Raw genomic sequence first — 21,399 nt, 5'->3', positions numbered from 1 at the left:
GTTGCAGCACCGTAGAGATGAGCTATCCTCACGTCATGCCGCGCAGAGGCCGGCCGGTGAACGGCAGGCGAGAGTGAGATGCCGGCGCCGCAACCGCGAAGACGCCGCACCTGGTGGATCGCGGGATCAGCGGGCGCCGCTGTCCTGATCGTGGTCGTCGCGGTCGTGGCCGGTGTAGCCATCGGGCGTTCCTCCGGCACAGGTCCGGTCGCACTCATTCCGGCGACCGAAGCGGGGCCGAATCCCTTCACCGCATCGGCCGCCAGCGAAAGCCTCCCCGCGCTCTCCGATTCGATCGCAGGCAAGAGCGCCCAGCTGCGCACCGGCATGCCGGTCGCCGAAGACACCCACATCCCTGTCGCACAAGGAACGACGCCCGGTCTGTATGGGGGCAGCGGCGAGCGGCAGGTGTGCGATCCGGAGAAGCTCGCCGGTTTCCTGAAGGCGAATCCCGCCAAAGCGAAAGCCTGGGCCGGCGTCCTCGGAATCTCTCCCTCGACAATAGAGACATACCTGACCACACTGACGCCCGTGCTGCTGAACAACGACACGCTGGTCCAGAACCACGGCTATCGTGCCGGCAAGTCGACGTCCTTCCCCGCCGTGCTGCAGGCCGGTACGGCAGTGCTGGTCGATGCACGAGGTGTTCCTCGCGTCAAATGCAACTGCGGAAACCCGTTGAGCGAGCCAACCCTCGTTACCCCACCCACACCATCCGGTGCACCATGGGCGGGCTACTCCGCCGGCTCGGTCGTCGCAGTGCGACCCGGCACCGCTTCGGGCACCCTGTCCCTCGTGGATGTGTCGAGCGGCACGCTCTACCAACAACCGACAGGTGCGAGTTCATCGGTGTGGGTCGCCACCACCTACAGTTCTTCGGCGGGGATCGGCCTCACGGACCAGTCCGATGTCTGGACCAGCCGCGACGGCGCCACGTGGACCCGGGTCTCCACGGTGCCGGGTGCCTTCCTCGTCGGCCTCGCATGGGGTGCCGGGCGTTGGGTGGCGGTGGCGCAGCACGGAGACAGCTCAGCGATCTCCTCCGACATCGTCACCAGCAGCGACCTGAAGACCTGGACCGTCGCCACCACGGTCGCCGGCAGGCTGCGGAGCATCGCCTACGGCGACGGGCGCTTCGAAGCGGTAGGCGAACCGAACGGGACCGAGGATTACAGCCAGGGCCTGCCCGCCCCGAGCGGGACGGCGATCGTCTACACCAGCCAGGACGGGATCGACTGGTTGGAGCCCTCGACTGTCCCGACGGACGGCGTGGACGGCTTCCAGTCGATCGCCTACGGCGACGGCCGATGGAATGCGGTGGCCGGCAACACCATGGCTGCTCCGACGGCCGTCTACGGAAGCAGGGACGGCCAGACGTGGACACTTTCGAGCAGCTTCCCGGATCAGGTCGGAAGCGATCTCGCCTACGGATCCGGCCTCTGGCTGCTCGGCGCCGATTCGGACCGCCCCTTCGACGCCCAGACGAACGGCCCGGCCGACAACGACGTCATCCTCGACCGCACCAGCAACGGTACGGAGTGGACGACCTCCACGCCCGCCGCGCTCCGGCACCAACTCGTCTACGCGCTGGCGTTCGGCGGCGGGCGATGGCTGATCGGGACGGAGGACGCGACCCTGCCGAACCCCGGAAACTCGGTCGTGACGTCTCGGATCTCGGCGAGCGCCGACGGGAAGGCCTGGTCGTCGACCGGCCGGCTCGAGGGCCCCATCGCGGCGCTCGCCTACGGGAAGGCGGTTTTGGCAGCTCCCCCGGCGGCGGCCGGTTCGACCGCGTCCGCCACCCCCGGCGCTTCCGGCGCGACTCCGAGCGCGACCGACTGCACGGCCGACGCGCTCCAAGCGGCGTTGACCACCGCGGGATCGACCGGCACGATCGGGACCGGTTTCCTGTGCAGCGGCAGCTGGGCGACAGCCCCGGTCATCCACACGGACACCAAGTCCGAGACGACCGCTGTCTTCGAGTGGACAACCGGCAGGTGGAACGTTCGCGACCGCACCACCGTGTGCTCCGGGGGCACGCTTCCGCCCGATATCGTTCAGCCGGCGTGCAACAGCAACTGACCAATCGCCGCCGGGTGGGGTAGCTTTCCGGGATGACGGTGACCTCGGTGCACTGGCTGTTCATCGCGCTTCACGCGGGGTTCGCGGTGGCCGGATTCGCGCTGGGCTGTGCCGTGCTCATCCGGATACCCACTTCGGTGACTTCGCGCCGCGTCGCGTGGTTCGGCTGGTGCGTGATCGCGGCAATGGTCCTGCTCGTCACGCTGGTGGCCGTCGACTGGGCCCGGCTCACCTCCACCAAGCAGATCGCCTTCGGGATACTCTCGCTCCTGGCGGTCTACATGATCGTACGTGTCGCCCAAGCGCGTCGAGCTCTGGTCAGGCAACGGACCGGGTGGCGCAAGGCCTTCATCGGTCACGTCGGCTTCGTCATGATCTCGCTGTTCGACGGGTTCTGCATCGTGAGCGCCATCGACCTGCGACTGCCGCCCGCGGCCATCGTCGGGGTCGCCGTTCTCGGTGTCGTCGTCGGTGTCGTCGTGATCCGGGCGCTGGTGCGCCGGGACGCCGCAGGCGAGAATGTCCGGGCGGCCTAGGGCCGCTCCGGCAGAGACGCGGTCAGGCGCCGGCAGGGACGTTGGGGCTGTACGGCACCCGCAGGCTGTCGGCGAAGCGGGCGAAGAGGGATGCATCGCCCTCGAGCTGTACGGCGCCTGAGGCCACGGCCGTGTCCGCATCCAGCTCTCCGGCGAGCAGGTCGCGGATCTCGGGACCTGCTATGACGACGAGGTCGGGCGCCTCTGCGGCGCCCGGCCCGACCGTGATGACGCCGTCGTGCATGAGCACGTGCGCCTCGATGTCGCCGACGCGAACCGTGTACGCAGTGTCCCAGTCCGCAGGGACCACGCCGTCTCCGGCGGCCACGCGCAGGGCTGCGGTGATGGATGCGGTGGTCACGATCTCGCCCTCACGGGGCGTCCGCATCCCACCGGCGCCCCAGCGCGAGAGCGCATCCAGAGCCGGACGCAGTTCCTCGCCGCGCGGCGTGAGCACGTAGACGACAGCGCGCTCACCAGCGGTGGGGGCCAGTCGCGCGATCAGGCCCTCCTCCTCCAGCTCCTTCAGGCGTGATGCCAGCGTGTTCGTCGGGATGCCGGGCAGGCCGGTGACCAGCTCCGAGTAGCGACGGGGTCCGACGCTGAGGTCGCGCAGGATCAGCAGCGTCCAGCGCTGGCCCACGATCTCCGCTGCGCGCGCCAGTCCGCAGAACTGGCCGTAATGCTGGTTCGTCATGAATCTCACTTTACCACTTGACTTCATTAATTGCAGTGTGCTTTATTTTTTGAAGTAGACAGAACCGAAGGAGACCGACATGACCGACACCATCGACCAGGCGGAGCTCACCGTCGAGCGAGCACCGGCCCCGGATGCCGCCCGCAACCGCACCGCGCTCGCCCTGCTTCTCGCCGCCGTCTTCGTCGTGTTCCTGAACGAGACGATGATGGGTGTCGCGCTCCCGCGCATCCAAGAGGCCCTCCACATCGACGCCACCCAGGGCCAGTGGCTGACGACGGCCTTCGCGCTCACCATGGCCGTGGTCATCCCGATCACCGGCTGGCTGATGCAGCGTCTCAACACCCGGCCTGTCTTCGCCGTCGCGATGTCGAGCTTCACGATCGGCACGCTCGTCGCCGCGCTCTCGCCGACGTTCGAGATGCTCGTCGTCGGCCGTGTCATCCAGGCGGTCGGCACGGCGATCATGATGCCCCTGATGATGACCACGGTGATGACGATCGTCGCCGCCGAGCAGCGCGGCCGTGTCATGGGGCGCGTCTCGATCGTCATGTCGGTCGCGCCCGCGGTCGGTCCGATCGTGTCGGGCGCGCTCATCCAGGTCCTGCCGTGGCAGGGGCTGTTCTGGGTGATGCTGCCAATCGCCGTCACGATGCTCGCGATCGGGCTGCGCAAGGTGCCGAACGTCTCGGAGACCCGGAAGGTCCGGCTCGACACGCTCTCGGTCATCCTCTCGGCCCTCGCGTTCTCCGCTCTCGTCTTCGGCCTCAGCCAGATCGGCGCGGCCGCCGTCGGCGAGGCGGCCGTGCAGCCATGGATTCCGATCGTCGTCGGGCTGATCACGTTGGGCTTCTTCGGCTGGCGACAGGTCGTGCTGCAGCGCACGGATTCGGCTCTGCTGGATCTGCGGACCTTCCGCTCCCGCGACTTCGCCGTCTCCATCGCCATGATGACGGTCGCGATGGTGTCGCTGTTCGGCGCGTTCATCGTCCTCCCCCAGTTCGCCCGGTACACGCTCGGCCTCGAGCCGCTCTGGGTGGGCGCGATCCTGCTGCCGGGAGGCCTGCTCATGGGTCTCGCGGGTCCGACCGTCGGCAAGCTCTACGACCGCTTCGGTCCGCGGCCGCTGGTCGTGCCTGGCTCGATCGGCCTCGCCGTCTCGCTCTGGACGTTCGCGCTGGCCCTCGGCGAAGGCTCGTCCTGGGTGGTGCTGCTCGGTGCGCACGTGCTGCTGATGCTGTCGCTCGCGTTCCTGTTCACGCCCGCCTTCAGCTCCTCCCTCGGCTCGCTCCCGCCGAAGCTGTACTCGCACGGCAGCGCCACCATCGCCACGCTGCAGCAGGTCGCGGGCGCCGCCGGAACGGCGATCTTCGTCGCTCTCTACGCCACGGGCGTCGCCGGAACCGGGGACGCGAACCCCGATCTCCCGTCCGCCGCGGCCGCGGCCGAGGGCTCGCATCTCGCGTTCCTCGCCGGCGGCATCCTGTCGCTCGCGGTGATCGTGCTCGCGCTGTTCGTCCGCAAGCCCGGCGTGCCGGCGGACATTGCGGAGTCTGCCGAGCCCGCTGAGCAGCCGGTGCAGTAAGCCCGACTGCGCCCTGCGGGTCCTGTTTTCAGGAGCGCGTGTCTCGGCCCTGTATTCAGGAGATCGGGCGAGGTCGGTGAAGCTATGTCCTGAATACAGGGCATAGCTTCACCTCTGCGCGCGATTCTCCTGAATACAGGACGCGGAAAGCGGCGACGTCCTGAATACAGGGGCCGCCGAGCGGGACGGTGCACTGAGCCCGACCACCCCCTGCGCGCCACGTCCGGCCGGACACTCGCGCAGGGGGTGCGTCGCGTGCGCAACCGGGTTATCGTCGCCACATGTGCCGCAACATCCGCTGCCTTCACAATTTCGAGCCGCCGACGACGGAGGACGAGGTGCGCGAGGCCGCGCTCCAGTTCGTCCGCAAGGTCAGCGGATCCACGCACCCCTCCCGCGCGAACACCCCCGCCTTCGAGCAGGCGATCGACGAGATCGCTGAAGCGACCAGGCGGATGCTCGACCAGCTGGTCACCAACGCACCGCCCAAGAGCCGCGAGCTCGAGGCGGTCAAGGGACGCCAACGGCACGAGAAGCGGATGGAGCGCGAGGTGAGGATTCGCACCGCCTCGGCCTGAGTTGAGCCGCGGTCCCGATAGCGGACGAGAACTGACCGCATTCCGTTCGATGCTGGAGGTATCAACGGAAGGGGACCTCAATGGGACTGCACGCACCGGACGGGTACACCGACGTCGCCGCCTGGGTGGTCAACGACGACACCGGCGCATTCCTGGACTTCGTCACCGCAGCGTTCGAGGGCGAGGAGCTCGCCCGCGTCCCTGTCGAGGACGGCACCATCGGCCACGCGGAGATCCGCGTCGGCGACACCGTGCTGCTCGCCTTCGACCGCCGCCCCGACTGGCCGGCGATGCCCTCGCTTCTGCGGGTGTTCGTCCGGGATGCGGATCAAGCCATGACACGAGCGGTCGAACTCGGCGCTCGGGTCGTCACGCCACTCGCCGACAGTGCGTTCGGGCAGCGCGGCGGCCGCGTGCGCGACCCGTTCGGCAACATCTGGTGGGTGATCGCACAGACCGAGGCCGTCGGCGAGGAGGAGATGTGGCGACGGCTGCAGGACCCGCTGTACGCCGAGCAGATGCGGATCGCGCAGGAGACCCTCGACGCGGAACTCAGCCGCGGCGGTTCCCGAGGCGGGTGGAGCAGCGCGCCCGTCGCTCCGAACGGAGCAGTTTCGGAGAAGCCAGCGGGAGGGGCAGAGCCCTAACGTGTGGGTATGACGAAGTCGAACGAGAACACGACCACTGCTCCGGCCTTCACCGACGAGGAGCGCGCCGCTATGAAGGAGCGCTCGAAGGAGGTCAAGACCTCCCGGCGCGGCAAGGGCTCGCGTGAGCAAGACACTGCCGACCTGCTCGCGAAGATCGCCGAGCTCCCGGAGCACGACCGCCGGCTGGCGGAGCGCATCCACTCGATCGTCACCGAGACGGTCCCGGAGGCGTGGCCGAAGCTCTGGTACGGGCAGCCGGCGTACGCGATCGACGGCAAGACGGTGTGCTTCTTCCAGCCGTCGTCGAAGTTCAAGACCCGGTACTCGACCCTCGGGTTCAACGACCCGGCGAAGCTCGACGACGGGAGCATGTGGCCGGTCGCCTTCGCGATCGTCGAGCTGACCGAGCAGGACGAGCAGCGCATCCGCGAACTGGTCGGTCGCGCAGCAGGCTGACGCTGGTCGCGCGCTGCGGCGTGCGTTCGCGTCCGCGCCCCACGAACGGGTGTCCCCCAAAATGCCGCTACCGGGCGCCCCGATGATCGGTCAGGCTCATGAGGTGAGTGAGCAGACCGACGTGGACAGGGATGCGGGATCAACCCGCGAGACCGTCCTGCGCCCGCACCGTCACCTGTTCATGCGCGGGATCGTGGCCGTCCTCGCCCTCACCACCCCTGTCTTCGCGGTGGTCTACTGGCTGACCATCCCGTCGAACGCCTGGCCGTTCGTGCTGGTCGCCCACCTCGTGGTGATCGCGGCGACCGTCATCGGCGTCGCGTCGTTCCTGAACACGACGATCATCGTGAGCCGTGCCGGCGTTCGTGAACGCGGGTTCTTCGGTCGGACGGTGCGGGTCGTGCCGGGTGAGGCGGGCGCCGTCATCCTCGTGCAGGTCTACGAGGGCAGCACGCTCGATGTGCTGCCCCAGCTTTTCGTGGCGTCGCGCCAGGGCAGGCTGCTGATCCGCATGCGGGGCCAGTTCTGGTCGGTCGAGGACATGGAGCGGGTCGCGGAAGAACTGGATGTGCCCGTCACCCGGCCGGAGGAGCCGATGACCCTCAACCAGCTGCGGCGCGCCTGGCCGCGCCTGCTGTACTGGTTCGAACGCATCCCGTTCGATCGCTGACGCACTGACGCGCTGACGCACTGACGCGCTGACGCACTGACGCACTGACGCTCTGGCACCGTGACTCTCTGGCGGCCGCGTTCCGTCGTGGCAGGATGGCTGCGTGACCACCCGCAGCGACGCCGAGCCGCGCAGCAAGGGGCTGCTCACTCCTGAGCGGGCGATGCCCGGTGTGGGCGACGCGCCCGTGACCATCACGCGACGGGCACCGGGTGAGGCAGCCGCGGCGTTCGTCCGCCACTACTGGATGCCGCGCTGGCAGCTGCTGGCCGACGGCAGCCTGCGACAGGACGTCCTCGAGTACCCCACCGCGAACCTCGTCGTGGAGGCCGACTCGGCCGCCCTGTACCGTGCGCACCGCGGCCTGACCTCGCGCACATTGGAGGGTTCGGGATGGGCGTTCGGCGTCCTCCTGAATTCAGGAGTCGCACGCGGGTGGGCTGGCGCCTCTGTGCGCACGCTGCCCTCCGCCCTGCCGCTCGACCGGCTGCCGCTCGCCGGGACGGCGGGGATGGTCGCAGCAATCCGTGGTCGCATGGCGCAGGGCGACGAGTCCGGCGCCGTCGAAGCTTTCGAGAGCTGGCTGAGCGGTCTGCCCGAGCCGGACGACGACGCCCGGCTGGTCGACCGCATCGTCGCCGCGGTCGAAGCCGACCGCTCGCTGCTCCGCGTCGAGCAGCTGGCGGAGCGCTTCGGGCTCGGCATCCGCCACCTGCAGCGGCTCGTCGCCGGTCACATCGGGTTCGGCCCCAAATGGCTGATCCAGCGGTACCGGCTGCAGGAGGCGGCGGCCGCCCTGCGCTCGGCCGATCCGCCGCAGCTCGCCGCCCTCGCCGCCGAACTCGGCTACGCCGACCAGGCGCACTTCAGCCGCGAATTCGTCGCGGTCATCGGCTCCACCCCGGGCGGTTACGCCGGGATGGGGCGGTCGTGACCGGTGCGGATGCGGCGCTCGCGCCCTGGCGCGAACGCTGGCGCCTCGAGGCCGACGGCGACGCGTTCGTCACGCCGTCGAGCATCCTCCAGCCCGTGCGCCGCGACGACGAGCCTCTCTTCCTCAAGGTCGCGACCTCGCACGAGGAACGCGCGGGCAACACGGTGCTCGCCTGGTGGAGTGGCCGCGGCGCGGCCGGCGCGATCGAGCACGAGGGCGACGCCGTGCTGCTGGAACGTGCGGGCGGACTGCGCGACCTCGCCGCACTCGCCCGGAGCGGTGCGGCCGGCGACGACGCGGCGACGCGCATCCTGTGCCGCACCGGCCTACGCCTGCATACCGCGGGTTCCGGACCGAGACCCGAGGGCCTGTTCAGCCTGAGGCGGTGGTTCCGGGACCTGCTCGACGAGAGCCATCATCCGGTAGGAGCCTCGGCCCTCTATGCCGACGCCACGACCGTGGCGGAGGACCTGCTCGCGCATCCCGCCGGCGACGTGGTGCTGCACGGGGATCTGCACCACGGCAACGTGCTCGACTTCGGGTCGCGCGGCTGGCTGGCGATCGACCCGAAACCGCTGCACGGCGATCCCGGATTCGACGTGGCGAACATCCTCTGCAATCCGGATGCGGCGATCGCGCTCGCGCCCGGGCGGCTGGAGCGGACGGTCATCGTCGTATCGGACGAGACCGGGATGCCGGTGCGCCGCGTGCTGCAGTGGACGTTCGCGTGGAGTGCGCTCTCCGCGATCTGGTCGGAGCAGGATGGCACGGACGCCTCGCCGGCGGCCGGCATCGCGCAGCGCGCGCGGGCGCTGCTGACCGGCTGAGCGCGACGCCGAACCCTACCGCCGGCGCCGCGTCCCGAAGATGCCCTCGACGACGCTGCCGAGGATGTCGCGCGTCGCCTTCGAGCCGAGCACCTGCTCCAGCACGGTCTTGTCGCTCCGGGATGAGGACGAGGACGAGGTGCGTCGCGCTGTCGTGCGCGGAGCCGTCTGGCGCAGGATGCGCTCGTACTCCTTCTGCGCCTTCTCCGCCGCCTTCGCCGCGTCCGCGTCCGCCTTCGCCGCCGCCTTCGCGGCTTCTGCGTCCGCCTTGGCCTTCTCGGCGGCGGCCGTAGCGGCGCTCGCCTCGGCCGCTGCCGCATCCAGCTTGCGCCCGAGCATCTCGCGGGCCGAGTCACGGTCGAGCGCTGTTCCGTACTTCGCCTGCAGCGGCGACGCGGCGACCGTCGCTTCCACCTGCTGCTCCGGCGCGGGCGACATCGACCCTTGCGGCGCGCGGAGCCGAGTCCAAGCCACCGGCGTCGGCGCTCCCTTCTCGCTCATGACGGTGACCACCGCCTCCCCGGTCCCGAGCGACTGCAGCACCTGTGCCAGGTCGTAACCGGAGGTGGGATACGTGGACACGGTCGCCTTCAGCGCCTTGGCGTCGTCAGGCGTGAAAGCGCGGAGCTGGTGCTGGATGCGGGAGCCGAGCTGGGCGAGCACGTCCGACGGCACATCCTTGGGCGTCTGCGTGACGAAGAAGATGCCGACGCCCTTCGACCGGATCAGGCGCACCGTCTGCGTGATGGACGCCAGGAAGTCCTTCGACGCATCCCGGAACAGCAGGTGCGCCTCGTCGAAGAAGAACACGAGCTTGGGCCTGTCCAGGTCGCCCACCTCTGGCAGGTCGTTGAACAGGTCGGCGAGCAACCACATCAGGAACGTGGAGAACACCGCCGGCTTGTCCTGCACGCCCGGCACTTCCAGCAAGCTGACGATCCCGGTGCCGTCGGGCGCCAGCCGCAGGAACTCGGCTGTGTCGATCTCCGGCTCGCCGAAGAACGCCTCAGCGCCCTGGTCGGCGAACGCGATCAGCTCGCGCAGGATGACGCCGACGGTCGCAGCGGACAGGCCGCCGAGCCCCGCGAGCTCCTGCTTCCCTTCGTCGCCCGCGAGATACGTGAGCAGCGCGCGGAGGTCGGCCAGATCGAGCAGGGGAAGACCCTCCTGCTCGGCGTAGTGGAACACCAGCCCGAGGCTCGACTCCTGCGTCTCATTGAATCCGAGCACTTTCGACAGGAGCAACGGCCCGAAGCCGGCGACGGTCGCCCGGACCGGGATGCCACGGCCGACGCCTCCCAGCGAGAAGAACTCGGTGGTTGCGGCGTGCGGCATCCAGTCCTGACCGATGCCGCGGGTGCGCTCCAGGAGCTTGTCGTTCGCTTCGCCCGGCGTAGCGATTCCCGACAAGTCGCCCTTGATGTCGGCGGCGAAGACGGGGACGCCTGCCGCCGCGAGCTGCTCGGCCAGCACCTGGAGCGTCTTGGTCTTGCCTGTCCCGGTCGCGCCCGCGACCAGGCCGTGCCGGTTCGTCATGCCGATCGGGATGCGGATCGGTACGTCGCTGGGCGCGTCACCGTTCACCAGCGCGCCCAGCTCGAGGACCGCGCCGTCGAAGGCGTATCCGGCGCGCACCGCATCCACTTGGGCCGGATCGAGGGGGGCGTTGAGCGTCGTCGACTCCGTGGTCGGTGCAGGCGCCACGGGTGTCGCCCGGTGCGCGGCCGTTGCCTGTTCGTCGGCCGCCTGCTCCGCCGCCGCCCGCGCCGCCTCGGCCCGGGCTTCCGCGGCCCGAGCCTCCGCCGCGGCAGACGCCTCTTGCGCCTTCCGCACCGCCTCCGCTGCCTCGGCCTGCAGCCGCTCGGCCTCCTCGGCCGCCGCCTGGGCCTCAGCCTGCGCTGTCGCCAGCGCATCCGCGTCGCTCATGCGGCACACTCTACTGGCGCGCGGTACGGGCCATGAAGAACGGATGCGGTTCCGCCGCCTCGTGCGCCAACCGGTGGGCGAGCGGCGTCCAGACGATGACGGCGATGGCCGCGCCCAGCAGGAGACCGCCGATCGTGTCGCTGATCCAGTGCGCCCCCAGGTAGGTGCGACTCGCGGCCATCAGGAGTGCCCAGGCGACCCCGAGAACCCATACCCAGACACGCGGGAAGAGGATACCGAGGACCACGACCATGGTGGCCGCGTTGGCTGTATGCCCCGACGGGAATGAACCGGTGTCGGCATGCACGAGGATCTCCGTCGGGCGCGCTCGTCCCACGGTGTGTTTGATCAGTTGCACGCAGATCACGGACACGATGCTGGCGATGGCGAAGAACGCGGCGCCCCAGGGTCGCCGGAAGGCGAGGAGCGCCAAGAAGATGAGCAGCGGGATCACGATGGATCCGAAGATGGTCCCACCCGCGTAGTTGAAGAACAGCGCCGGGCCCAGCCACAACGGCGAGCGGTGCTCGACGATCTCGCCCATCCACTCGCGGTCGACGGCGAACGGCTCCCCCGGGCGAAGGGCGAGGATGACGCCGAGGCCGACGACGAGCAGCACGGCGACCGACCGGGCGATGACCGGCCACCTCCGGGTGACGCGAGCGGCCTTGACGACGTCGTGGCCCTCGGCGTCCTCCGGTGGGACGGCGGCGGGATGCGGTTCGGTCATGCCGTCAACGTACCCGTCGCGGCATGCGCCTACTAGGGACGGCCCCGTGCTTGAGGAAACGCTCAGTGCGCGAGTTCGGGGACCGTACGCGGACGGACGACGATCCACAGCGACGCGATCGAGATCAGGGCGCAGATCGCCATGACCGTGCCCATGGGCGCTGCGCTTCCCACGCCCAGGATGCCGACGATCGGCGAGACGATGCCGGCGATACCGAAGTTGAGGGCCCCCAGCAGGCTGGCGGCGGTTCCCGCCTCGTGCCCGTGGCCGGCCAGGGCGAGCACCTGGACGCAGGGGAAGCCGAAGCCGCACGCGGCGATGAAGAACCAGAGCGGGATGACGATGCCAAGGAGTCCGACGTGCGCCTGGTCGAGCGCGACGATCGTCGCAGAGGACAGGAACATCACGATGGTCGAGCAAGCCAGGATCCACTGCGGTCCGACGTACTTGGTGAGGCGCGCGGCCGACTGGACGCCGATGATGATGCCGATCGAGTTGATCGCGAACAGCAGTCCGTACTCCTGTGCGTTGAAGTGGTAGATCTCCTGGAAGATGAACGAGCTCGACGACAGGTAGGAGAACAGTCCGGTGAAGTTGGCGGCTCCGACGATCGCGATGCCGACGAAGACGCGGTCGCTGAGCACGTTCTTGTAGCGCTGCCCGACGGTGGAATGCCCGGCGTCATGGCGCCGTGCCTTAGGAAGCGTCTCCACGATCCACAGGGCGACGCAGATGATGACGAAGAGGCCGTACACGGCGAGGACGACGAAGATGCCCCGCCACGGCATGACCAACAGCAGCGTGGAGCCGAGCACCGGCGCGAGCACCGGCGCCAGGCCGTTGACCAGGGCGAGGCGGCTCAGCATCCGCACCAGGGGGCGGCCGCCGAAGAGGTCGCGGACCATGGCCATCGCGACGACACCGCCGGCCGCTGCGCCGATGCCCTGGAGCGCACGGCCGACGCCCAGCAGCTCGACGTTGGGCGCGATCGCGGCGGCCAGGCAGGCGATGATGTGCACGCCGGTCGCCACCATGAGCGGGGTGCGGCGACCGATCTTGTCCGACCAGGGCCCGACGAGCAGCTGACCGACGCCGAAGCCGATCGTCGTGGCCGTCAGCGTGAGCTGGATCGCCGCGGTCGACACATTGAAGTCGCCCTGCAGCGTCGGCAGCGCCGGCAGGTAGGTGTCGATCGTGAACGGACCCAGTGCGGTCAGGGCGCCCAGGATGAGGATGTAGGCGAGGCGCTGGCGGCCGGAGAGCGAGTCTCCGGGATGCACGACGGTGGTCACGAGAGGGGTCCTTGGCAGATCGGGGCGGTGAGGGGGCCGCGTCCGCCGTTGGACGCACGAGCGCCACCTCGACGGGTGGCGCGGAAGCAGCACGACCTCGAATCGATTCGATTGACCGGCTACAAGGATCCTATACGCACCTGGCCCGGAATGTGAACGTGCGCATTCGTATTGCGGCCATCGCACCGACCTCGACCTGCATCGCGGCCGTCAGGATGCCGGCGAGGCCAGCAGCGGACCGAACGCCAGCTCCGCCGCACCGATCATGAGGATGTCGGAGCCCAGCCCCGCACGCACGATCGCAAGCCGCTCCGCGCTCGCGGCGAGCGCCTGCTCCCCCACCAGCCGCGGCAGCCGCTCCGGGTCGAGCGCGTGCAGCGCCCCGAGGAACCCACCCAGCACGATCAACTCCGGGTCGAAGACGTTCGTCGCGGTGCGGAGGGCGGTGGCAAGGAACCCGATCTGACGCTCCACCTCGCCGACGACGTCCGCGTCACCCGCGGCGACGGCCGTCGCGAGGGCTCGGTCCAGCTCCTCCGGGTCGGCGGCGTCCATCCCGAGCACACGCAGCAGTGCGCTCTGACTCACCTCGGTCTCCAGGCAGCCGATCGCGCCGCAATGGCAGCGGACGCCCGCCGAGTTGACAAGCGTGTGGCCGAGCTCGCCGGCGTACCCGCTGATGCCGGTGAGCGGTGCACCGCTGACGATGACGCCCGCGCCGATTCCCGACGCGCCGCCGTTCAGGTAGACCAGGTCGCTCGCGCCGCGGCCCGCGCCGAAGAGGCGCTCAGCGTTGGCGCCGAGGCTCGCATCGTTGGCTGCGAGCACCGGATAGCCTGTGGCCGCGGCGAGGTCGGCCGCGAACGGCTCCTCCGCCCACTCCAGATGCGGTGCGAGCCGGACCACGCCGTCGCTCTCACGGACGAGGCCAGGGACAGCCACGCCGATCCCGACCACCCGAGTCAGCCCGGCAAGGTGCGGGCGCAAGCCGTCGATGACGGCGGCCGCGATGGCCACGGCTTCGGCGGCGGTCGGGATGCGGCCGGTCGGATAGCGCACGCGGCGGTGGACGGTCGCATCCAGTCCGACGACCCCGACGGTCACCGCGTCGATCTCCGGGTTCAGCGCGATCGCGACGACGCGTCCATCCGGTGCGACCAGCGGAGACGGACGGCCGACGCGATTGCTCAGCCCCGGCTCGCGCTCCTGCACGAGACCGAGCTCGACGAGTTCGCCGACGAGAGCGCCGACCGTGGAGCGGTTCAGGCCCGTCGCCGTGGTCAGCGCCGAGCGGGCCAGCGGCCCCTCGCGGTGGACGAGGCCGAGCACGGTGGCAAGGTTGTGCCGCCGCACCGTGTCGAGGTTCGTCCCCGTCGCCCTGCCGTCCATTTTCCCCGTAACTGTACCGTCGAGTCGGGCTCCCAGTGGTGCAGGCGCCAGGCGAGCACCCGCACCACCGGCAGCGGGACCGGATTCAGTCGAGCGTCGCCGTGCCCGACACCGATCCCGCCGTGCGGCCGCTCACGGCGTCCCGGAGCGTGAAGGGATGCGCGACCGGACCGGTCGCGGTGAGCGATCCGCCCGAACGCGTCACGGTGTACTCCCCGACCTCGCCCTCGGGCGTCGTCACCGTCACCGTCTTCTCGCCGTCCGGCCCCGGATACACCGCGAGGGTCAGCCCGTCGCGGTAGTCGTAGTCCGGACGGTCGTCGCGCCCGCCGATGGGGAGCACCGCCCCTTCGCGCACATACAGCGGGAGGCTGTCGAAGCCGTGCGCCTCGCGCAGCCAGCGTCCGCCCTCGACCGTGCGACCGGAGAAGTACTCGGTCCAGGTGCCCGCGGGCAGGTAGAACTCGACCTCCGACGGCGAGAACACGGGTGCTACCAGGAGGTCGGCGCCGAGCATGTACTGCCGGTCGAGGTAGTCGGTCGCCAGGTCACCGGCGAACTCGAGCTGCATCGGCCGCATCACCGGCGTCCCGGAGGTGTGCGCCTCCTGTCCTGCGGCGAAGAGATACGGCATGAGCCGCAGCTTCAGCTTCGTGAAGAGGCGCGTGACCTCGACAGCCTCCTCATCGAACGCCCACGGCACCCGGTACGAGTCGCTGCCGTGCAGGCGGGAGTGGCTCGACAGCAGTCCGAACGCCGTCCAGCGCTTGAAGACGCCCGGGTCGGGCGTTCCCTCGAACCCGCCGATGTCGTGGCTCCAGAAGCCGAAGCCGCTGAGCGCCAGCGACAGTCCGCCGCGCAGCGTCTCGGCCATCGACTCATAGCTGGAGGTGTTGTCGCCGCCCCAGTGCACCGGCAACTGCTGGCCGCCGGTCGTCGCCGAGCGGGCGAACAGCACGGCCTCGCCCTCGCCCTTCGCCTCCTGCAGCACCTCGAAGACGGCCTCGTTGTAGAGCTGCGTATACAGGTTGTGCATGCGCTCCGGGGAAGAGCCGTCGAAGTACTCCACCTCCAGCGGGATGCGCTCACCGAAGTCCGTCTTGAAGCAGTCGACGCCCTGGGCGACGAGCGCCCGCAGCTTGTGCTGGTACCAGCGGGTCGCGTCCGGATTCGTGAAGTCGACCAGGCCCATCCCGGCCTGCCAGAGGTCCCACTGCCAGACGTCGCCGTTCGCGCGCTTCACCAGATATCCGGCGTCTGCGGCCTCGGCGAACAGCGGCGAGCGCTGACCGATGTACGGATTGAGCCAGACGCAGACACGGAGGTCCTTCTCGTGCAGGCGCGCGAGCATCCCCTCCGGGTCCGGGAAGGTGCGCGGATCCCACTCGAAGTCGCACCAGTTGAACTCCCGCATCCAGAAGCAGTCGAAGTGGAACACCGAGAGCGGGAGGTCGCGCTCCGCCATCCCGTCGATGAAGGAGGTGACGGTCTCCTCGTCGTAGGCGGTCGTGAAGCTCGTCGACAGCCAGAGCCCGTACGACCAGGCCGGCACGGAGGCGGGGCGGCCGGTCAGCGCCGTGTACCGCTCCAGGATCTCCTTCGGCGTCGGGCCGTAGATCAGGTAGTACTCCAGGCTCTCCCCCGGCACCGAAAACTGCACGCGCTCGACGGACTCCGAGCCGATCTCGTACGAGACGTGACCCGGATGGTTCACGAGCACCCCGTAGCCGCGGTTCGTGAGATAGAAGGGGACGTTCTTGTAGGCCTGCTCGCTGGAGGTGCCGCCGTCCGCGTTCCAGACGTCGACCACCTGGCCGTTCTTCACCAGGGGGCCGAAGCGCTCCCCCAGGCCGTAGACGAGCTCGCCGACGCCGAGCGCGAGCTGCTCGTGCATGTACGTGCCGTCGCCGGCGACGGTCATGTGCCCGAGGGACTTGTGACCGCTGGAGGTGAGCACCCGGTCGCCCGCCGAGAAGGTCAGCGACCACGGCGCGCCGCGCTTCACCGTGGCGGTGAGGCCGCCGGTGGTCAGCACGCCCGCCTCGTCGTCGACGGACACGGCCGCGTGCCCCTCCTCCACCCGGAGGTCGAACCCACGCTGCGGCCGGACCCCCTGCCAGTGGTCGACCTTCACGCCGACGATCCCGGGAAGCGGAGAACTGAGGGTGACGGTCAGGGTCGGGCGGTTGAGGGTGTCGCCGCGGCGCTCGATGACCTTGGCGGGCGCGGTGATCGTGAGGGTGCCGTCGCCGGCGGCCACGTCGTACGCCTCCTGGGCGTAGATCGGCGTGACGCCGTCGCGCAGCATCCAGAAACCATCGGTGAACTTCATGAAGGGGATGCTCCGGTTATTTGACCGCGCCGGCGGTGATGCCGCGGGTCAGGGTGCGCTGGAAGATGAGGAAGAAGATGAGCGTGGGGATGAGGCCGAGGAGCGCCGATGCGGATGTGGTGGTCACATCCATCAGGCGGTCGCCCTGCAGCGCGCTGATCGCCACCGGCACGGTCTGGTTGTCGTTGGACACCAGGAAGGTCAGCGGGATCAGGAACTCGTTCCACGTCCAGATGAAGAAGAAGATGAGCAGGACACTCAGCGTCGGGCGCGAAATCGGCACGACGACCCGCCACAGGATGCGCCAGCGTCCCGCACCGTCGAGGGATGCGGCCTCTAGCACCTCCTTCGGGAAGGTGCCGTAGACGCTCGAGAGCAGATACGTGCCGAACGCGCTCTGGATCACCGTGAAGATGATGATGACCGCCCACACGTTGTCGTACAGGCCGACCTGCTTGAACATGAAGTACAGCGGGTAGAGCAGGGCCTCCTGCGGCAGCATGTTCGCCAGCAGGAAGAGCACGATGATCCAGGTGCGCGCCTTCACGCGGCCGATGCCCAGCGCGTACGCGTTCAGCACGGAGAGCACGACCGAGAGGATCGCGACCATGCCGGCGATGAAGAACGAGTTCCACAGCTTCTCCGGGAAGTTCACCCGGTTCCAGAAGTTGACGATCCCGTCGGTGTAGAACGACGTCGGCAGCTGCAGCGGACCGCCCGCGTTGTAGTCCGCCGGGCTCTTGAACGAGTTCAGCAGGATGAGCAGGAACGGGAACGCGATGGCGACCCCGATCACGATGGCGACGATCAGGATGACCCAGTCGGTCACGGTCTTGCGCGGCTTCTGCCGCTTGAGCCGGCGCGGCTCGGTCGTCGTCGTCGGGGCGCTGGGTCGGGTGAGGGTGGTCGACATCAGATCTCGTTCTCCCTGCGCTCGGCGCGGTTCTGGGCGATGATGAAGAGGATGGAGACGGCGATGATGACCACCGTCAGCGCGGTCGCGATCGTGGCGCCGTATCCCACCTGCTGGCTCTGGAAGAACTCGCTGTACGAGTAGACGCTGGGCACCATCGTCGCGTTGCCCGGGCCGCCCCGGGTGAGCGTGTAGACGGGTCCGAAGACCTTGAGCGCCGCAATGGTGCAGGTCAGCGTGACCACGAAGATCTCCGGCCGGATGATGGATACGGTGATCGAGCGGAAGCGCTGCAGCCAGTTGGCCCCATCCAGCTCTGCCGCCTCGTACAGCTCAGGGTCGACCCGCTGCAGGGCCGCCATGAAGATGACGACCGGGTAGCCGAGCTGCACCCACACCATCACCGCCATGATCGAGGCGAGCGCCGTATCCGGGCTGCCCAGCCAGTTGTGGGCGAACTGCCCGAGGCCGACCGCCTGCAGCATGGTGTTCAGCGCGCCGTTGTCGGGGCGGAGGATCCAGCCGATCACGATCGCCGCGATGACGACGGGCAGGATCTGCGGGAGGTAGTAGGTGGCCCGCAGGAAGCTGGCCAGCTTGCCGCCGAACTTCTTGCCGATCAGGTCGAAAAGCATGGCGGCGAGGATCAGGCCGACGAGCGTCGGGATGACGACCATCGCGATGACCATCGCGATCGAGTTGCCGAACGAGGTCCAGAACTTGTCATCGCCGAACAGGCGGACCCAGTTGTTGAGCCCGATGAATTTCGGCGGACGGATGCCGCGGTAGCTGGTGAAGCTGAGGTAGATGTTCCACAGCAGTGGCACCAGGACGATCACCGTCAGCAGGACGAATCCCGGCAGCAGGTACCACCAGAACCGGCCGTGGCCGCCTCCGGGCATCAGCGAGTCGCTGCGTCCGCGCTGCCTGCGCCGCTGCGGCGCCCGCTCCTGCGGCGCCGCCACGCTCACGTCGACCATGCGTTGCTCCTAACGTTCTCCCGCCGCCATCCGCTCCGGGCTTTTTCGGGCCGACACGCGGGTCGGGGGGCGAAAAAGTCCGGAGCTGACGGCTTGGGGCTGGGGACTTCTGTTACTGGTTGACGATCTCGTCTACGCCGGACTGGTACTCGGAGCCGAGTTCCTTGTTGACGGCGGCGGGATCCTTCGTGCCGTTGATGAGCTCCTGCAGGCCGGCGTTGAGCTGGTCGTAGAAGGTGGGCGTCGGCCAGTCGGGGTAGTACGCGATGCCGTCCTCACCCGTGAGGGTGTTGAAGTTCGCGATGAGCTCCTTCGACTTCTCGTCCGTGATGTCGCTGGTCTTCGCCGCGACCGGAACGCCGCCGTTGTTGCCGATCAGCGCCTGGATCTTCGGGGTCATCGTGATGTCGATGAACTTCTCCGCGAGGCCCTTGTTCTTCGCCTTCTCCGGGACGACCCACATGTTGCCGGCCGATCCGGGCGACAGCTTCGTGCCGGGGAACAGGAACGTGCCCCACTGGTAGTCCTTGATCTCGGTCTGGAAGCGGCCGTACCACCAGCTGCCGGAGAAGAAGATCGGGTACTTGCCCGAGATGAACGACGTGCCGGCGTCTTCGGCCTTGAGGCCCGAGGCGTCCTTGGAGATGTAGCCCTTCTGCACCCAGTCGTCCACGGTCTTGGTGGCGCCGGAGAGCTCACTGCCCTGCCAGTTCACCTTGCCCTTGTAGAGCTGGTAGTCGTCGACGAACTTGCGGTCGGCCTTGTTGAGCGCGAGCTGGTACCAGAGCTGGCCGAGCGGGTACTCCGCCGCAGATTCGGCGAGCGGCGTGACGCCGGCGTCCTTGAACTTCTGCAGGGCGGCGACGAACTCCTCGTAGGTCTTGGGGACCTCGACGCCGTACTTCGTGAACATGTCCTTGTTGTAGTAGACCTCGACGTACTCGCCGTAGTTCGGGATGCCGTACCAGGAGCCCGAGCCCATGATGCCCTTGTCGTCGTACTTGGCCGTGGTCTGCAGGCTCGGGGCGAGCTTCTTGTCCCAGCCGTACTTCTTGACGGCGTCGTCGAGGTTGGAGAGCAGGCCCTGGCTGGCGAGGAGGCCGGCGGTCGCGTTGCCCTTGTTGTACTCGAGGATGTCGGGTGCCTGGTCGGAGTTGAGGACCTGGGAGGCCGTCGAGCGGATCTGCTCGAACGCCTTCGCCTCGAACTTCACCTTGGCGCCGGTCTCGGACTCGAACTCCTTGATGGCCTCGTTCCAGGCTTTGCCCATGGCGGAGTCTTCGCTCTCGAAGTGCCACAGCGTGAGGGTCTTGCCTTTTCCGTCAGTGCTGTCGGACGACGAGCCGGACGTGCCCGAGCAGCCGGCGAGCAGCAGCGCACCGGCGGCCAGAACGGCGCCGATCGCGAGGTGCCTCTTGCGCATCTGTTACCTCCTTGTAGTGGAGTGGACGCGCGTCTGCAGGCCTCGCAGCCACTCCGATGCAATTTGTTGACGATCACAACATAAGTGAGGCTGAGGCCGATTGCAAGTTGTTTTTTGGATGTGGAGCCCGGCTACCGCTGGAGCGGCGGGTTAGTTCGGACCGGCAACAATCACAGCGCCCAGCCCGGCGAAAAGCTCAGGCCGCGAGGGCCCGCGCCGGATCGGCGATCAGCTCGGAGAAGACCAGTTCGGCCGCGCCGATCAGCAACTGGTCGGATCCCAGTTCCGCCTCGGCCACCGAAACGCCCTCCCGCGAGGAGTGGACGACGTCGGCCAAGAGGTCCGGAGCGCCGTGCGCCCGCGCGCCCCGGTACAGCGCCGCAAGGAAACCGCCCAGCACCAGCGACGACGGATTGAAGACGTTGACGGCGTTACGCGCCGCGACCTGCATCAGCGCGTAGTCCCGCTGGATGACCGAGAGAGCCGCCGGGTCGTCCGTGGCGACGAGGCGGTCGCCGAGCGAACCGGCCTCCGTCGACGTCAACCCGACCGAAGCGAGAAGCTCCGCCTGGGTGACCTCGGCCTCCAGGCACCCCCGCGATCCGCAGGAGCAGTGCCGGCCATCGGAGCGGACGAACGTGTGCCCGAACTCCCCCGCGTACCCCGCGGCGCCGGTCAGCAGCCGTCCGCCGCCGACCGCCCCTCCGCCGATTCCCGAGGCGCCGCCGATCATGTACACGAGGTCGTCGACCCCACGGCCGGCGCCGAATGCGCCCTCCGCCCGAAGGCCCAGTACGGCCGCATTCGCGGCCCACACCCGGTACCCGGTCGCCTCCGCGAGCATGCGCCCGAGGGGCTCGTTCACCCAGCCGAAGTGGGTCGCCTCCCGGACCATGCCGTCCGACAGGCGCACCTGCCCGGGAACCGCGACGCCGAGTCCGGCCACGCGGATCGTCGTCTCGCCCGCGAGCATCCCCGCGATCCCCGCCGACGCGAGCGTCACCGTCTCCGCCGCCGATCGCGCCGAAGCGGTCTCGATGCGGACGCGCTTGAGCACCCGGCCACCCAGGCCGACGAGACCGACGATGATCGCATCCACCTCGGGGTTCACGGCGACCGCCGCGACGTTGTCCGAGGCGCGCACGACGGGGCTCGGCCGGCCGGCGCGACCGCCGCCGGGCGCCTCGTCGACGTCGACCAGCCCGAGGGCCGCCAGTTCGGTGACCAGATCGCCCACCGTGGAGCGGTTCAGCCCGGTCAGCCGGGTCAGGTCGCTGCGCGACAGCGCGCCTTCGCGATGGACGAGCCCCAGTATGGTCGCGAGGTTGCTGCGGCGCAGCGCATCCGTCGCCCCGCCCGAGGAGGGGCGGACCGTGCTCAGGTCGGGTGCGGACATGCA

Annotated in this window: 19 protein-coding genes; 9 read left to right on the top strand and 10 right to left on the bottom strand. The window is 69.0% G+C overall.

Annotated features, from left to right (window positions below; all coding sequences use genetic code 11):
* Positions 1–78 precede the first annotated feature (78 nt).
* Positions 79–2,082, top strand: coding sequence for a DUF6777 domain-containing protein (locus AB4Z18_RS15840; protein WP_441783699.1), 2,004 nt, complete (start codon positions 79–81; stop codon positions 2,080–2,082).
* 32 nt (positions 2,083–2,114) lie between these two features.
* A complete protein-coding gene (locus AB4Z18_RS15835) occupies positions 2,115–2,618 on the top strand; it encodes a hypothetical protein (RefSeq protein WP_441783698.1) in 504 nt (167 codons plus the stop codon).
* A 22-nt stretch (positions 2,619–2,640) separates the two neighbouring features.
* Here AB4Z18_RS15835 and AB4Z18_RS15830 read toward each other — a convergent pair whose 3' ends face one another.
* Complete coding sequence (locus AB4Z18_RS15830; protein ID WP_441783697.1) at positions 2,641–3,315, bottom strand: winged helix-turn-helix transcriptional regulator; 675 nt, start codon at positions 3,313–3,315, stop codon at positions 2,641–2,643.
* Between the two features lie 79 nt (positions 3,316–3,394).
* On the opposite strand from AB4Z18_RS15830, the gene AB4Z18_RS15825 reads away from it, so the two are divergent.
* The 7 genes from AB4Z18_RS15825 (at position 3,395) to AB4Z18_RS15795 (ending at position 9,015) form a co-directional block, all read left to right on the top strand.
* Positions 3,395–4,900, top strand: coding sequence for an MDR family MFS transporter (locus AB4Z18_RS15825; RefSeq protein WP_441783696.1), 1,506 nt, complete (start codon positions 3,395–3,397; stop codon positions 4,898–4,900).
* Positions 4,901–5,181: 281 nt separating this feature from the next.
* The gene (locus tag AB4Z18_RS15820) at positions 5,182–5,478 is read left to right on the top strand and encodes a DUF2277 domain-containing protein (protein WP_441783695.1); all 297 of its coding nucleotides are present in this window, start codon (positions 5,182–5,184) and stop codon (positions 5,476–5,478) included.
* Between the two features lie 80 nt (positions 5,479–5,558).
* Positions 5,559–6,125: a VOC family protein gene (locus tag AB4Z18_RS15815; RefSeq protein WP_441783694.1), complete on the top strand. Its 567-nt coding sequence runs from the start codon at positions 5,559–5,561 to the stop codon at positions 6,123–6,125.
* Positions 6,126–6,134: 9 nt separating this feature from the next.
* Positions 6,135–6,584: an iron chaperone gene (locus AB4Z18_RS15810; protein WP_441783693.1), complete on the top strand. Its 450-nt coding sequence runs from the start codon at positions 6,135–6,137 to the stop codon at positions 6,582–6,584.
* Between the two features lie 103 nt (positions 6,585–6,687).
* The gene (locus AB4Z18_RS15805; RefSeq protein ID WP_441783692.1) at positions 6,688–7,254 is read left to right on the top strand and encodes a hypothetical protein; all 567 of its coding nucleotides are present in this window, start codon (positions 6,688–6,690) and stop codon (positions 7,252–7,254) included.
* Between the two features lie 103 nt (positions 7,255–7,357).
* Positions 7,358–8,188 carry a helix-turn-helix domain-containing protein gene (locus AB4Z18_RS15800; protein WP_441783691.1) on the top strand — a complete coding sequence of 277 codons (831 nt, stop codon included), beginning with the start codon at positions 7,358–7,360 and terminating at the stop codon, positions 8,186–8,188.
* Positions 8,185–9,015, top strand: a complete 831-nt coding sequence (locus AB4Z18_RS15795) for an aminoglycoside phosphotransferase family protein (protein WP_441783690.1) — start codon at positions 8,185–8,187, stop codon at positions 9,013–9,015. Before AB4Z18_RS15800 ends, AB4Z18_RS15795 begins: the two co-directional genes overlap by 4 nt.
* 15 nt (positions 9,016–9,030) lie before the next feature.
* Here the strand turns inward: AB4Z18_RS15795 and AB4Z18_RS15790 are convergent, their stop codons facing one another.
* The 9 genes from AB4Z18_RS15790 to AB4Z18_RS15750 form a co-directional block, all read right to left on the bottom strand.
* Positions 9,031–10,941: a helicase HerA-like domain-containing protein gene (locus AB4Z18_RS15790; protein ID WP_441783689.1), complete on the bottom strand. Its 1,911-nt coding sequence runs from the start codon at positions 10,939–10,941 to the stop codon at positions 9,031–9,033.
* Between the two features lie 10 nt (positions 10,942–10,951).
* The gene (locus tag AB4Z18_RS15785) at positions 10,952–11,671 is read right to left on the bottom strand and encodes a phosphatase PAP2 family protein (protein WP_441783688.1); all 720 of its coding nucleotides are present in this window, start codon (positions 11,669–11,671) and stop codon (positions 10,952–10,954) included.
* Between the two features lie 62 nt (positions 11,672–11,733).
* Entirely contained in the window at positions 11,734–12,963 is a 1,230-nt protein-coding gene (locus AB4Z18_RS15780; RefSeq protein WP_441783687.1) for a multidrug effflux MFS transporter, read from the bottom strand.
* Positions 12,964–13,173: 210 nt separating this feature from the next.
* On the bottom strand, positions 13,174–14,352 hold the full coding sequence (locus AB4Z18_RS15775; RefSeq protein ID WP_441783686.1) for an ROK family transcriptional regulator: 1,179 nt from the start codon (positions 14,350–14,352) through the stop codon (positions 13,174–13,176).
* Positions 14,353–14,437: 85 nt separating this feature from the next.
* Positions 14,438–16,684: an alpha-xylosidase gene (gene yicI, locus AB4Z18_RS15770; RefSeq protein ID WP_441783685.1), complete on the bottom strand. Its 2,247-nt coding sequence runs from the start codon at positions 16,682–16,684 to the stop codon at positions 14,438–14,440.
* A 16-nt stretch (positions 16,685–16,700) separates the two neighbouring features.
* Complete coding sequence (locus AB4Z18_RS15765; RefSeq protein WP_441783684.1) at positions 16,701–17,597, bottom strand: carbohydrate ABC transporter permease; 897 nt, start codon at positions 17,595–17,597, stop codon at positions 16,701–16,703.
* Entirely contained in the window at positions 17,597–18,577 is a 981-nt protein-coding gene (locus AB4Z18_RS15760; RefSeq protein WP_441783683.1) for a carbohydrate ABC transporter permease, read from the bottom strand. The genes AB4Z18_RS15765 and AB4Z18_RS15760 overlap by 1 nt, the downstream gene beginning before the upstream one ends.
* A gap of 112 nt (positions 18,578–18,689) precedes the next feature.
* A complete protein-coding gene (locus AB4Z18_RS15755; RefSeq protein WP_441783682.1) occupies positions 18,690–20,000 on the bottom strand; it encodes an ABC transporter substrate-binding protein in 1,311 nt (436 codons plus the stop codon).
* Positions 20,001–20,196: 196 nt separating this feature from the next.
* Complete coding sequence (locus AB4Z18_RS15750; protein WP_441783681.1) at positions 20,197–21,396, bottom strand: ROK family transcriptional regulator; 1,200 nt, start codon at positions 21,394–21,396, stop codon at positions 20,197–20,199.
* Positions 21,397–21,399: the final 3 nt, after the last annotated feature.

This window comes from Leifsonia sp. 2TAF2 (assembly GCF_052115085.1).
Lineage (GTDB): Bacteria > Actinomycetota > Actinomycetes > Actinomycetales > Microbacteriaceae > Leifsonia.
The sequence above is the reverse complement of the archived record's forward strand: the minus strand, read 5'-3'. Positions and strand labels throughout refer to the sequence as shown.